General features: G+C 64.9%; 8 protein-coding genes and 2 pseudogenes. 9 read left to right on the top strand and 1 reads right to left on the bottom strand.

Annotated features, from left to right (window positions below; translation table 11 throughout):
* The 5 genes and pseudogenes from AC1DEK_RS06060 to AC1DEK_RS06040 all read left to right on the top strand — a co-directional run bounded on the left by AC1DEK_RS06060 (position 1) and on the right by AC1DEK_RS06040 (position 6,702).
* Positions 1–3,660: a BadF/BadG/BcrA/BcrD ATPase family protein gene (locus tag AC1DEK_RS06060; RefSeq protein WP_478124310.1), complete on the top strand. Its 3,660-nt coding sequence runs from the start codon at positions 1–3 to the stop codon at positions 3,658–3,660.
* A complete protein-coding gene (locus AC1DEK_RS06055) occupies positions 3,657–5,156 on the top strand; it encodes a hypothetical protein (RefSeq protein WP_478124309.1) in 1,500 nt (499 codons plus the stop codon). The genes AC1DEK_RS06060 and AC1DEK_RS06055 overlap by 4 nt, the downstream gene beginning before the upstream one ends.
* Positions 5,146–5,496 (top strand): hypothetical protein, encoded by a 351-nt coding sequence (locus AC1DEK_RS06050; RefSeq protein ID WP_478124308.1) that lies wholly within the window; start codon positions 5,146–5,148, stop codon positions 5,494–5,496. Before AC1DEK_RS06055 ends, AC1DEK_RS06050 begins: the two co-directional genes overlap by 11 nt.
* A 100-nt stretch (positions 5,497–5,596) precedes the next feature.
* Positions 5,597–5,998 carry a hypothetical protein gene (locus tag AC1DEK_RS06045; RefSeq protein ID WP_478124307.1) on the top strand — a complete coding sequence of 134 codons (402 nt, stop codon included), beginning with the start codon at positions 5,597–5,599 and terminating at the stop codon, positions 5,996–5,998.
* A gap of 139 nt (positions 5,999–6,137) precedes the next feature.
* Positions 6,138–6,702, top strand: a pseudogene (locus tag AC1DEK_RS06040) (IclR family transcriptional regulator domain-containing protein).
* 31 nt (positions 6,703–6,733) lie between these two features.
* Here AC1DEK_RS06040 and AC1DEK_RS06035 read toward each other — a convergent pair.
* A pseudogene (locus tag AC1DEK_RS06035) lies at positions 6,734–6,829 on the bottom strand (nitronate monooxygenase); the annotation flags it as partial.
* A 240-nt stretch (positions 6,830–7,069) separates the two neighbouring features.
* Between AC1DEK_RS06035 and AC1DEK_RS06030 the strand changes: the two are divergent.
* The 4 genes from AC1DEK_RS06030 to AC1DEK_RS06015 all read left to right on the top strand — a co-directional run bounded on the left by AC1DEK_RS06030 (position 7,070) and on the right by AC1DEK_RS06015 (position 13,899).
* Complete coding sequence (locus AC1DEK_RS06030; protein ID WP_478124306.1) at positions 7,070–9,367, top strand: DUF6351 family protein; 2,298 nt, start codon at positions 7,070–7,072, stop codon at positions 9,365–9,367.
* Positions 9,368–9,498: 131 nt separating this feature from the next.
* Positions 9,499–10,455, top strand: coding sequence for a tripartite tricarboxylate transporter substrate-binding protein (locus AC1DEK_RS06025; protein WP_478124699.1), 957 nt, complete (start codon positions 9,499–9,501; stop codon positions 10,453–10,455).
* Positions 10,456–10,610: 155 nt separating this feature from the next.
* The gene (locus AC1DEK_RS06020) at positions 10,611–12,563 is read left to right on the top strand and encodes a sensor histidine kinase (protein ID WP_478124305.1); all 1,953 of its coding nucleotides are present in this window, start codon (positions 10,611–10,613) and stop codon (positions 12,561–12,563) included.
* On the top strand, positions 12,556–13,899 hold the full coding sequence (locus tag AC1DEK_RS06015) for a sigma-54-dependent transcriptional regulator (protein WP_478124304.1): 1,344 nt from the start codon (positions 12,556–12,558) through the stop codon (positions 13,897–13,899). Before AC1DEK_RS06020 ends, AC1DEK_RS06015 begins: the two co-directional genes overlap by 8 nt.
* The last annotated feature ends 28 nt before the right edge of the window (positions 13,900–13,927 follow it).

Here is a 13,927-nt window from a genome sequence, read left to right as displayed (position 1 = left end):
GTGGAAAGACGATCTGCGGCGTCGGAACGCGTCCTGGGCATCGACATCGGCTCGACCACCGTCAAGACCGTGGTCGTCGATGCAGCGACGCGCGCCGTCCTCTGGTCCGACTATCGCCGCCACGAGACGCGCCAGGCTGCGGCACTCGACGTGCAGTTGTCGGCGATCGAATCGCACTTCGGCGACATACCGCCTTCATCGATGCGCGCCTTCGTCACCGGCTCCGGTGCGCCGCCGTTGGCCCCGCTCATCGGCGCGAAGTTCGTGCAGGAGGTGAATGCGGTGACCATCGCCGTCGATGCGCTGCATCCGGATGTCGGCAGCGTGATCGAGCTCGGCGGGCAGGACGCGAAGATCATCATCTACAAGCCCGCGCCGCCCGGTGCGGCGGCTTCCGACCGGCGCGTGATCGCCTCGATGAACGACAAGTGCGCCTCGGGCACCGGCGCGACCATCGACAAGTGCGTGATGAAGGTGGGCCTGCCAGCCGAGGCGCTCGCGACGCTCGCGTGGAATGCCGACAAGCTGCATCCCGTGGCCGCCAAGTGCGGCGTGTTCGCCGAGACCGACATCGTGGGCCTCGTGAAGTCGGGCATTCCGGCGCAAGAGGTCATGTGCTCGCTCGCGGATGCGATCGTGGCGCAGAACCTGTCCGTGCTCACGCGCGGCCACACCTTGCAGCCGCGCGTGCTCCTGCTCGGCGGGCCGAATACCTACCTGCCGTTTCTGCAGGCCTGCTGGCGGCAGCGCATCGTCGAGCTATGGCGGGCGCGCGACCATTCATGCGTGCGCGACGCGCGTCCCGAGGAACTCGTCTTCGTTCCGGACAACGCTGCGCTGTACGCCGCCTATGGCGCGGCGGTCTACGGACTGGAGGAACCGGCCGAGACGGGACGCTACCTGGGCAGCGCTGCGCTGCGTGCCTCCCTTGCGGTAGACAAAGGCGCTCGCGCAATGCTTGCGCAAGGCCCGGCGCTGGTGGCGAGCGATGAAGAGCGCGACGCATTCATCGACCGCTTTCGTGTGCCTGCCTTCGTGCCAGCGGCGTTCTCTCCGGGCCGGCTGGTGGAGGCCTATGTCGGCATCGACGGCGGCTCGACGTCGTCGAAGGCCGTGCTGCTCGATCCGGCCGGCGAGCTTCTGTTCAAGCACTACCAGCTCTCGCAAGGCAACCCGATCGCGGATGCGAAGCAGATCCTGGCGCGACTGCGCGATTTCGTCACGGCGCAGGGCGCCACCTTGCAAGTGCTCGGCCTCGGCGCGACCGGCTATGCGGCCGACATCCTGGAAGAAACCATCGGCGCGGACGCGAACATCGTCGAGACAGTCGCGCACATGATGTCGGCCACGCGCAGCTTCGGCGATGTGGACGTGGTGTGCGATGTCGGCGGGCAGGACATCAAGGTGCTTTTCATGGCGCAGGGGGAAATCCGCAACTTCCGGCTTTCCAACCAATGCTCCGCCGGCAACGGCATGCTGCTGCAGGCCATGGCGAGCCAGTTCGGCGTCGCGATGGAAGACTATGCCGCGACGGCATTCAAGGCGAGGCTCAGCCCGCAGTTCAACTACGGCTGCGCGGTGTTTCTCGACACCGACCGCGTGACCTTCCAGAAAGAGGGCTACGCCAAGGAAGAACTCATGGCCGGCCTGGCGCTCGTGCTGCCGAAGAACATCTGGCAGTACGTGGTGCAGATGCCGAGGCTGGCGCAACTCGGCCGCGTCTTCGTGCTCCAGGGCGGCACGCAACACAACCTCGCGGCTGTCAAGGCGCAACATGACTACATCGTGGACCGCGTGCCGGGCGCCGTGGTGCGCGTGCACCCGCACTGCGGAGAAGCGGGCGCGATCGGCGCGGCCCTGGAGGCGAGGCGTGTCGTCATGCGGCGTGGCGCCAGTCGGTTCGTCGGGCTCGAAGCGGCGATCGGGCTCGGGTACACCACGCGCAACGACGAGAGCACCGTCTGCCACTTCTGCGCCAACGCCTGCAAGCGCACCTTCATCGATGCCGCAACGCAGAGCGGCAGTAAGAGCCGCTACATCGCCGGCTTCTCTTGCGAGAACGGCACGGTGGAGTCGAAGGAGGCGCTCAAGGCGCTGGTCACGCAGCGCAAGTCGCTCAAGTCGCAGTTTCCCAATCTGGTCGACTACGAGGCGGAGCTTGCTTTCAAGTCATTCCATCAGGCGGAGCCGTTGCCTGATGCAGGCACACCGGTCGAGGACGTGCGCGTACGCAGGTCATGGAAGTCCTTCTACCTGGGCATGACGCGCCGGCCATTCGAGCGAGGCTTCGAGCGCTCGTGCGACGACAGCGCGGCGCACCGCGCACGTCTGCGCATTGGCATGCCGCGCGTGCTCAACATGTATTCGACCGCGCCGCTGTTTCGCGCGTATTTCGAAGCGCTTGGCGTCGACAGTCGTCAGATCGTGTTCTCCGACTTCACGAGCGAGGCTCTGTGGGAAGCGGGCAGTCGATACGGCTCCATCGACCCGTGCTTTCCGTCCAAGGTGGCGCAGGCACACGTCCACGACCTGTTGATGGTCAAGCACAAGTCCCGGCCGCTGGACTTCATCTTCTTCCCCTGCCTCACCCATCTGCCGAGCTTCGTGCGGGGCATGCCCGACACGACCGCGTGCCCGATCGTGGCGGGGGTTCCGAAGGTCGTGCGCGCCGCCTTCACGAAAGAGGTGGACTACTTCGGGCAAGCCGGCGTGGCGTATGTCGATCCGGCGATCACCTTGAACGAGCAGCACTACATGAAGATGCAGATGTTCGAGGCCTGGGGCACGCGCCTGCGCATCACGCGCGACGAGAGCGACTTCGCGGTGGAGCAGGGACTTGCTGCGATGCAGGCCTTCGAGAGCGAGATGCAACGGCGCGGTTTGCTGCTGCTGGAGCGGCTCGAGGAGGAGAACAAGGTCGGCATCCTGATGCTGGGGCGGCCCTATCACAACGATCCGGGCCTGAACCATGGCGTGCTGGACGAGTTCCAGGCGCTTGGTTATCCGGTGCTTTCGATTCGCTCCATCCCGAAGGATCCACGATGGCTGGCGCGCTTCTTTGCCGACGAGGAAGCGGAAGAGGGCGATGCGCTTCGCATCGCCGACGTGTGGCCCGAGGCCTACTCGACCAACAGCGCGGAAAAGGTCTGGGCCGCAAAGTTCGCAGCGCGCCATCCCAACCTGGTCGTGCTCGATTTCTCCAGCTTCAAGTGCGGCCATGATGCGCCGACCTACGGGATGATCGACAACATCATCGGTGCGAGCGCCACGCCTTACGCGGCGCTGCACGACATCGACGCCAACAAGCCGTCCGGCTCGATCAAGATCAGGGTGCGGACCTATGCGCATGCGCTTCAGCGGCATGCGGAGAAGCTGCAGGACTTGCGCCAGGCGCGCACCGAACTCGAGCGGCGAATCGGCGAAAAACGGCGGGAACTGAGGGCGCGCCAGGGCGGCGGAGTTTCGGAAGTGCCCGACGCCCTCGACATGGCTTACGCGTCGTACCTGGCCGAAGAAAAGCCGATGGTGTTCGCACGGCCCGAGCCGGTGCATGACCGCGCCTGCGGCGCGCCGCCGCCTTCGAACGTGCATCCGATCACCATCCACCGGTCGCGGCCTCAATCCGCGACCGACTCCGAACACCCACGGAGGCTGGCATGAACAATGTTTCAAACGCGGCGCCCCGCACCGTCGTCTGGCTGCGCGACGAAGCGGCACGCGCCGCCGACATCGAGGAAGAACTGCGCCGCTTCGAACGCGAAGAGCGCGCCCGGCTCGGGCTGGACGGAAAGCCGCCGGTTCATTGGCGCGATGCCGCACCGACACGCTTCACGCGCGCCCAACGCGAGCACACCACGCTGCTGTGTGGCGGCTTGACACAGGCGCAGGACCTGCTCATTCAGGGCGCGCTCGCAGGCATCGGCTATCGGGTTCGAGTGCTCGATGTGCCAGACAACGAAGCACTGCGCTTCGGTCGCGAGTTCGGCAACCGGGGGCAGTGCAATCCGACGTATTTCACCGTGGGCAATCTGGTCAAGCACCTGGTTGCGTTGCGCGATGTGCAGGGCTTGAGCACGCGCGAGATCGTCGAGCACCATGTTTTTCTCACCGCGGGTGCATGTGGCCCGTGCCGCTTTGGCACTTACGCCACCGAATACCGCAAGGCTTTGCGCGATGCGGGTTTCGAGGGCTTTCGCGTGCTGCTGTTCCAGCAGCAGGGCGGCCTCAAGCAGGCTTGCGGCGAGGGCGACGGGCTGGAACTCGACCGCAGGTTCTTCCTGGCGGTGCTGCAAGCAGTCGTTGCCGGCGACGTCCTGAATGCGATGGGCTACCGCATGCGACCCTACGAACAGGTGCCCGGCGCAACAGATGCCGCGCTGGATCGCTGCAAGGCCTTGTTGCACGACGCGCTCGGGGATCGAAGCAGCATGCTTGCCGCGCTGTGGAAATGCCGCCGCCTGCTTGCCGCGGTTGCGCTCGACCGCTCGCAAGTCAAGCCCAAGGTCTCGGTCATCGGCGAGTTCTGGGCCATGACCACGGAGGGCGACGGCAACTATCGACTGCAGCGATTTCTCGAAGCCGAGGGTGCGGAGGTCGACGTGCAGCCGGTCACGGCCTGGTTGCTCTACAACCTTTGGCAGGTGAAGTGGGACACGCGGCGGCGCATGGCCTTGCCCTCGGATGACGATGCGCGGCACGGGTTGGCCGGAAAGCGCCCGGTGCGCAGGCTGCTCTCGATGATGGCGGCGGAGTCTGCATTGCGAGCCGCATTCGGTGTCTGTGCGGCGCTGCTGGGGCTGAAGAAAGCCCATTTGTCGGACTTCGACGAGATCGCGACGCTTTCGCACCCCTACTACGACAACCATCTGCGCGGCGGCGAAGGCCACATGGAAGTCGGCAAGCTCATCCAGAGCGTTCGGCACCGCAAGGCGCACATGGTGGTCAGCGTCAAGCCCTTCGGCTGCATGCCGTCCTCGGGGGTGTCGGACGGCGTTCAGTCGCTGGTGACCGAGAAGTATCCGCAGGCGATCTTTTGCGCCATCGAGACGACAGGAGACGGCGCCGCCAATGCATACAGCCGGGTACTTCGGGATCTGTTCAAGGCGAAGCGGGCGGCGCGGGATGAAGCCCGAGGGCGCCGCTCTAGTGATTTCTGACGCCGCCGAATTGCGGACAATCTGCTTTGAAGCGGACGTTGGTGGCAACTACAGTGAGGCAGCGCTGCGCTCGCTGCGCGCCGGTGGCCGGCATCTGGTGGTCGGCTTTGCCGCTGGAATTCCACGTTTGCCCCTGAACCTGGTCCTCTTGAAGCGTTGCAAGGTTCTCGGTGTGCACTGGCGCGGCTTTTTATTGGAGAACCCTGTCGGCAATGATCGCAACATTGCGTCGCTTGTCGCGCTTTGGTACGAGCAGTTGATACAGCCGGAAGTGCAACCGCTTTTTCATTTGAGGATGCGCCTGCGGCGATCGCGGCGGTGGAAAATCGCAAGGCTGTAGGAAAGATCGCAATCAAGGTCGGCCATTAGACAAAAGGTCGCGCGTGGATCTTGAGCACCTGAAGAACTGGAAGTTTTAGCCGATCGAGCAAGCGTATGGTTTGCGCGATACGCTCCTCTACGGGCTTAGCGTTTGCTGCCCGCAGGAACCACCCGACCCGCTTGATCTTTCTTTCCTCTACGAGAAGGACCTCCAGACCTTGCCCAGCATGGCGACCGTCCTTGGGAGCCCTGGCTTCTGGCTGGGCGAAGAAGGTACCAGTGTGGACGCCCGAAGGGTGTTGCATGGTGAGCAGTCATTGCAGATGCATGGTCGATTGACGCCCGACGGAGTCGTCGTCGGGGAGACTTGCGTCGAGGATGTCGTCGACAAACGCCCGAACTACGGCGCCAAAAAGTTTCACTCGAAGGCTCTTAAAGGACGCCTCCACCGGAGAGCTCCTGGCGACCCTGAGGTCGACGCTTGTTGTCAGGCCTCCGACTGCACGTCGATCCCCCTGTAGCGCTCGCCGCCGGCTTTCCGCGACCGATTCTTCATGGCCTTTGCTCGTTCGGAAATCGCTTGTCGCGTACTGGTGCGCACACTCTGCGACAACCAGGCAGTCCGGGAACTCGCTGCAAGGCAGGCACTGGGTTTTGGTCTTGCCACGGAGGTGCTTTCGGTCGACGGCTTCGCCGACGCGGCGCGCGCACGCGTGGCAGCGCTACCTTGCGGCGGCACAGACACCGGTCGGCGTCAGTCGCATTGCGCGCGACCTCGAGCTCAATCCGAGCACGTGCTTCAATCTGCTCAAGACACTGGTGCACGAGGGGCTTGCCGTCTTCGATGAAACCACCAAGACCTATTCGGTGGGCCTGGGCTTGCTTGCCCTTGCCAAGGGGACTCTCGAGCAAGCCAGCTATATCGCAATGGTCAAGCCGCATCTGCGGGAGGTCGCTCTGCGTCACAACGGAAGTTGAAGAGGCACGCAAGCGCGGCTACGCCGTTGACCACGGGCACTACGCGAAAGGTGTCACCACAGTCTCGACGGCCGTGCTGGACGAACTCAAGAAGCCGTTGATGGCCATCAGTGCCGTGGGCATCGGCGCGCAGATGACGAAGACCGACATCAAGGCGCTTGGCGAGGATCTGCGCGAGCGCGGGGCTGAAATCTCGAGTGCGATGGCGGGGCGCAAGGGGGCTGGGTCGATTCGCGCGATTCGGTAGCGCTGCCGTCTTGGGCATGGCACCTGGTCCCGTGTTCGGCGAGGTGCCGCTCGATTTCATCGATCCAGCGTTCCAGTTCGTTTGCTGGTCGCGCATTCAGCGCGGGGAAGGTCCCGACGATGCTCGCGTGCCATTTTCCAGACAAAGCCGATTCCAGCTGTGCGGATCTCCATCCGCAAGCGCCGGGGAAAACCCTGAGCATCACGGGCGCGCTCCTTTGAATTCAACGACTTGCAAGCCATGTGCCGATTGGCATGTGCGTTGCTATTCACGATTTGCCCTGGCCGCCACGCGCCGCGAAGAGAAGTGGCAATTGCATTCGGCGCCGGGTCCGTGCTTTTTGCAAGTCCAAGAAGGAGACAGATCAATGAACAGAACCGACAAAGTCCTGGCGCGCGCTCGCGTGCCTGGGCACCCGAGCGCAATCACTGCGCTTGGCGCCGCACTCATCGTGGCAGCCTGCGGGGGAGGGAGCGATGGCGCTGGCGGTGGCGGCGGCGCTATCGGCACGAGAACCGCTAGCGCATTTTCGGCGGCCAAGCCTGGCAACGATGTTCCCGGCGAGCCGCGCAATAGCGCGCCCACCATCCGCATCAACGTGCTGTCGTCCAAGCCCCACCTGGTGTCGGGCGACGACGCGCTGGTCGAACTGGAAAAGCTGGCGCCGCAACCGAGTCAGGATTTCTCCGTCACGCTCAATGGCACTGACGTGACCGATGTGTTTCAGACGCATCCCGTGACCGGCCGGCTGATCGGCAAGCTCACGGGTCTGAAGCTGGGGAACAACGACCTGGTGGCCAAGTTCCGCGGCTACCGCGCGCACCAGGTGCTCACCGCGTACCCGGTGACCGGGCCGATGATCTCTGGCCCGCACGAACAGCCCTTCGTGTGTGGCTACGAAACCTTCACCCGCATGGGCGGCCAGAAGCTCACGCCCACGGGCGACGACAAGTGCTCTGTCGTGACCCGAGTCGACTACTACTACCGCAACACCGCCGGCGGCAACACGCGGTTCGTGCCGGAAGAAATCACCTCGTACCCGGCCAACATGAGCTATCTGACCGTGAACGGCAAGTCGGTGCCCTATGTGGTGCGGTTGGAAAGCGGCACCATCAATCGCGCGCTGTACCAGTCGGCCATCTTGCATGACGTGCTCAACGAGCCTGCGCCGTCGCCCACGTCGCGACCGGCCGGCTGGACCGGCGGCGTGATCTATCCGCTAGGGGGCGGCTGCCAGGGCGGGTGGTTCCAGCAGGGCAATGACTTCGGCACGCTGATCAATCCCACCTACCAGAGCCGCGGGCTGGCGGTGACCACGTCCACACTCAACGTGTTCGGCACCAACTGCAACGACCAACTTTCGTCCGAGACGATTGCGATGGTGAAGGAACGCTTTATCGAGAACTTCGGCGTACCCGACTACACAATCGGCACCGGCGGCTCTGGGGGTTCGTACCAGAGCCACCAGACCAGCGACAACTATCCGGGCCTTTTCGACGGTGTGGTGGTGAGCCAGGTGTTTGCCGACGTGACCTCGTCGACCATCTTCAAGCTGCACGACTCCCGGGTGTTGAACAACTACTTCAACGATCCGGCCACGAGCGCGTTGAGCTACACGGTCGCGGAAAAGCAGGCTATCTCGGGCTACCTGCAGATCGGCAACATCTCAAACATGAGCAACAGCGCCGGCCGGCTGGACCCGGTGGTGTCCTTCCCCGCGGGCGTGCCGGCGGCGCAGCGCTACCACCCGATCAACAACCCGACCGGAGCGCGCGCCACCGTGTGGGACCACACGATCAACGTCTATGGCAAGACGGCGCAGGAAGGCTTTGCGCTGCGACCCATCGACAACGTGGGCATTCAGTACGGCCTGAACGCGCTCAACGAGGGCAAGCTGAGCCTCGAGAAGTTTCTGGACCTCAACGAGCGGGTCGGCGGTGTGGACCGCGACATGAAACGTACCGCAACGCGCACGGTCGGAGACATCGAAGCGCTGCGCCGGGCCTACCAGTCGGGTCGCATCGTCAACGGCGCCGGGGGGCTCGCCTCTACCGCCGTGATCGACCTGCGCGACTACAACGATCAGACGGTCGGCGGCGACATTCACACCAAGATCCACTCGTTTTCCATGCGCGAGCGCCTGCGCCGAGCCAATGGCGATATCGGCAACCACGTGATGTGGACCAAGGGCGCAAGCAGCGCCGAGGCGTTCGATGCCATGGACCGCTGGCTGCGCGCCGTGAAGGCCGACGCTTCGGATCGCACGTTGGCGCAGAAGGTTCGCGCAGATCGCCCGGCCGACCTGAAGGATGCCTGCTGGGCCAATGGCCTGAAGTACGAGGAAGAGCAGACCGCATTCGGCCCGGGCGCCTGCAACACCTTCTACCCGGCAGGCACCACACCGCGCATGGCAGCCGGGGGGCCGCTGGTTGACGACATTGCCAAGTGCCAGCTCAAGCCGCTCAACCCGTCGGACTACGGCGTGATCTTCAGCGGCCCGCAATGGGCGCGGCTGAACGCCGCATTCCCCGAAGGCGTGTGCGACTGGACGAAGCCGGGCGTTGGCCAGCAGCCGCTAGCCGGTACGTGGCTGTCGTTCGGGCCCTCGACGGTGAATCTCCTGTTCGACATCACGGGCCAGCTGACGCCAAGCCTGCCGCAATGATCGGTCGGCCGCCGGGTGCGCCCGGCGGCCGATCTTTCCGGCTTTTCCTTCCACTTTTCTTTCCAACCACCTGCCGCCATGCGGAGTGAAACTTGAACGCCTACAAAAAGATCCTTCCCGCCATCGCGCTGATGGCAGCCACCGCTGCATCCATAAGCGCCCACGCCCAGAATTTCCCGGATGGCAAGCCCATCACGCTGGTGGTGCCCTTTGCCGCCGGCGGGCCCACCGATCGCGTCGCGCGCGACCTTGCCGAGGCCCTGCGCACGCCGCTGGACGGCGTGAGCATCGTGGTGGACAACACCGTCGGTGCAGGCAGCACCATCGGCAACGCCAAGGTGGCGCGCGCCAAGCCAGATGGCCACACGCTGCTGATCACCCACGTGGGCATGGCCACCACCCCCGTTCTGTACCGCAAGCTCCCCTACAAATACGACACCGACTTCGAGTACCTGGGCATGATCAACGACGTGCCCATGACGCTCATCGGCAAGCCCGACCTGCCGGCCAACAACTTCAAGGAGCTGCGCGAGTGGATCGCCAAGAGTTCGGGCAAGGTGAACCTCGGCAATGCGGGCATCGGTTCGGCCTCGCACTTGTGCGGGCTGCTGTTTCAAAGCGAGCTCAAGGCCGAGATGACCACCGTGCCGTACAAGGGCACGGCACCGGCCATTGCCGACCTGATCGGCGGGCAGATCGACCTGCTGTGCGACCAGACCACCAACACCACCGGACAGATCGAGGCGAAGAAGGTCAAGCCCTACGCGGTGACCACCTTGAAGCGCCTCAGCACGCCCGCGCTCAAGGACATTCCGACCCTGGACGAGTCGGGCCTGAAGAACTTCCAGGTGACGATCTGGCACGGCATGTACGCGCCCAAGGGCACGCCAGCGCCAGTGCTCAAGAAGCTCAACGATGCGCTCAGGGTGGCTCTGAAAGACCCGGACTTCATCAAGAAGCAGGAAGGCTTGGGCGCGGTGGTGATGGCTGACAAGCGCGAGGAACCGGCCGAGCACAAGAAGTTCGTGCAGGCCGAAGTGGAGCGCTTCGGGCCGGTCATCAGGGCCGCGGGCATCTACGCGGACTAGGAGCCCGGTGCGGTGAAGCGGCCGCAGAGCGCAAGCAGGGTAATTCCGACCTCCCGCTTGGGGAAGCGCGTCCCTATGATCGCTTCCCATTGTTGCCAACCCAAGCGGCACCGCTTCCCGCTCCTGTGTCATTGCTCCTTTCGGCTGGGCGTACCGTGTTGAGGCTCGCCGAGCCTTACCGTGCCAGCCTGACCGGCTCCCTGGACGAGCTTCGGGAACATCCCGCGCCGCACACGCGATGGTGGCGCTGGCTCGCCGTCGGCGCGTGGGTTTGCCTGGCCGCGGCGTCAGGTGCGCTGGCCTATCTTGCGGCCGAGCGCAGCGGCATCCGCTCGCTTCAGCAGGGCACGTTGCATCGGCTCGACATCTATGCAACCAGCCTGCGCAGCGAACTCAGCCGCTACGAGTACCTGCCGCAGGTCCTGTCGTTGAGTCCTGATGTTCTGGACCTGCTGCGCTCGCCCGGCGACGACAGCCTGCGGCAAGACGCCAACCGCTATCTTGAAACCGTGAACGCCCACGCACAGGCGAGTGCAAGCTACGTGATGGACGCCACTGGCCTGACGCTGGCCGCCAGCAACTGGGATCAACCGGGCAGCTTCGTGCACATGAATTTTTCGTACAGGCCGTATTTCCACGACGCGATGCGCGGCGTTCCGGGCCGCTTCTATGGCATCGGCACCGTGAGCCGAGAGGCCGGCTACTACTTCTCGTTTGCCGTTTCGGACGGCGGGCGGCAGATTGGCGTGGCAACCGTGAAGGTGGGCTTGGACAAGCTCGATGCGGCGTGGTCGAGTTCGGCCGACAAGGTGCTGGCCATCGACAGCAACGGCGTGGTGGTGCTGTCGTCCGTGCCGGGGTGGAAGTTCCGCACGCTGCACCCGCTTTCCACCCAGACGCAGGCGCAGCTGGCGCAGACGCGCCAGTACACAGAGGCAGGCACGCTCACGCCGCTGGCCATGCGCGAGCACCAGCCCATGTCGGGCGGTGCGGCGAAAGTGGTGCAGATCGGCGCCGACAGTGCGCCCGGCCGGTCGGCCGCCGTCCGCTTCGGGCCCGACCTGCTACTGGACGCGCGGGCTGTGGAAGGCACCGACTGGAAGCTGATCATGCTGTCGGACATGGGTCCTGTGCATGCGTCTGCGCGCACAGCGGCGGTACTGACCATGTTCGCGCTGGTGTTCCTCACGCTGCTGGTGCTGTTCTTCCAGCAGCGCCGCCGCATCGTGCACCAGCGACTGGCTGCACGCGAAGCGCTCCAGCGCGCCTACGACGAGCTGGAACACAAGGTGCAGCTGCGCACCGAGGCGCTGAGCGAAGCCAACCAGCATCTGCAGACCGAGGTGGCCGAACGCAAGAGGGCCGAGGAGATCCTGAAGAACACGCTGGAAGACTTGGTGCAGACCGGCAAGATGGCCGTGTTGGGCCAGATGTCTGCAGGCATCACGCATGAGCTGAACCAGCCGCTGGCGGCGCTGCGCACGCTGTCGGCCAACGCTGTGGTGTTCCTGCAGCGCGGGCAGGCGGAGCAGGTGGACCTGAACTTGCGCACCATCTGCCAGCTGACCGACCGGATGGGGCAGATCACCGCGCAGCTCAAGAAGTTTGCGCGCCGCTCGGGCGTCGAACTGCAGCCGGTGCCGCTGGCGGACGTGATCAGTGATGCGCTGTTCCTGCTGGAGCAGCGCATCAGGCAGGAGCACATTGAGCTCGAGCAGCGGGTGCAGCCAGGCCTGCATGCGCTGTGCGAGGGCAACCGGCTCGAGCAGGTGCTGGTGAACCTTCTGGTCAACGCGTTCGACGCAACCGCGCTGACGAAGCCGCAGGGCCGGCGCCGCGTGCGCATCGTTGTGTTCCGCTCGGGCGCCAACGTGGTGGTGGAGGTGCACGACAACGGCCCGGGCATTGCGCCTGAAGTGGCGCAGCGCGTGTTCGAGCCCTTCTTCACCACCAAGGACCAAGGCCTTGGCCTGGGGCTGGGGCTGGCTATCTCTGCCGGCATCGTTCGCGACTTCGGCGGCCTTTTGCGGGCGGGTCGCAGCGAACTGGGCGGTGCGGTTTTCATCGCAGTGCTGCGCCATGGACAACGGGAAACATCACATGCCTGAATCGAATGCAATGGAAGTGCTCTTCGTGGAAGACGACCCGGCCGTGCGCTTGGGCAGCACGCAGTCTCTGCAGCTCGCTGGCTTGAACGTGTCCGGCTTTGGCTCGGCCGAGAAAGTGCTGGAGCGGCTTGCACCTGGCCTGCGGGGCGTGCTGGTCACGGACGTAAAGCTCCCGGGCATCGACGGACTGGAGTTGCTCTCGCGCGCACTGAAGATCGACCCAGCGCTGCCGGTGATTCTGGTCACCGGCCATGGCGACATCACCATGGCCGTGCAGGCCATGCGCCTGGGCGCCTACGACTTTCTCGAAAAGCCTTTTTCACCCGAGCAGCTCACCGATGTGGTCCGTCGCGCAATGGAAAGGCGCGCGCTGAGCCTGGAGGTGGAGCAGCTGCGTTCAAAGCTGGCTGGGTTCGAATCGATCGAGGCCCGCCTCATTGGCCGCTCTTCAGTCATGCAACAGCTGCGGCGCCTGGTGCGCGACGTTGCAAGTTCGGACGCCGATGTTCTGATCCTGGGCGAGACCGGCACCGGCAAGGAGCTGGTGGCTCGCTGCCTGCACGAAGGAAGCCGCCGCCGCGCAGGGCACTTTGCCGCCATCAACTGCGGCGGCATGCCCGAGACGCTGTTCGAAAGCGAGATGTTCGGCCACGAGGCCGGCGCCTTCACGGGAGCGGCCAAGCGGCGCATCGGCAAGATCGAGCATGCCCGCGGAGGCACTCTGTTTCTCGATGAAATCGAAACCATGCCCATGAACCTGCAGGTGAAGATGCTGCGCACGCTGCAGGAGCGGCAGTTCGAGCGGCTGGGCACCAACGAGCTGCGGCCCATGGATTGCCGGGTGGTTGCTGCCACCAAGGCCGACCTGCTGGCCGCAGCGCGCGAGGGCAAGTTCCGTGACGACCTGTACTGGCGTCTTGGCGTGGTGCTGCTGCAGTTGCCGCCGCTGCGCGACCGGCGCGAGGACATCCCGCTGCTCTTCACCCACTTCGCAACCCAGGCCGCCTTGCGGCACGAGCGCGAACTGCCCACCGTGGCGCCGCGCCACCTGGAGGCACTGGTGGCGCATGCATGGCCGGGCAACGTGCGAGAGCTGCGCAATGTCGCCGACCGCTTCGTGCTCGGCCTGTGGGACGGCGAGGCCGGCGTGCGCGAGCTCACTCACATCGAACGCACGCTCGACGAGCAACTGGCGCAGTTCGAGCGCTACCTGATCAACGAGGCCCTTGAAGCGTGCAACGGCAGCGCGGCCGCAGCAGCCGAGCGCCTGGGCCTGCCGCGCAAGACGCTGTACGACAAGATGCGACGCTTGGGGCCCATGCGGGCAGCGGCTTGAACCGAGCTCGCCCAGGGAATGGGCGCTA

The organism is Variovorax sp. 10N420 (assembly GCF_056394705.1).
Note: the sequence above shows the minus strand (reverse complement) of the source record. Positions and strands in the feature narration are given on the sequence as shown.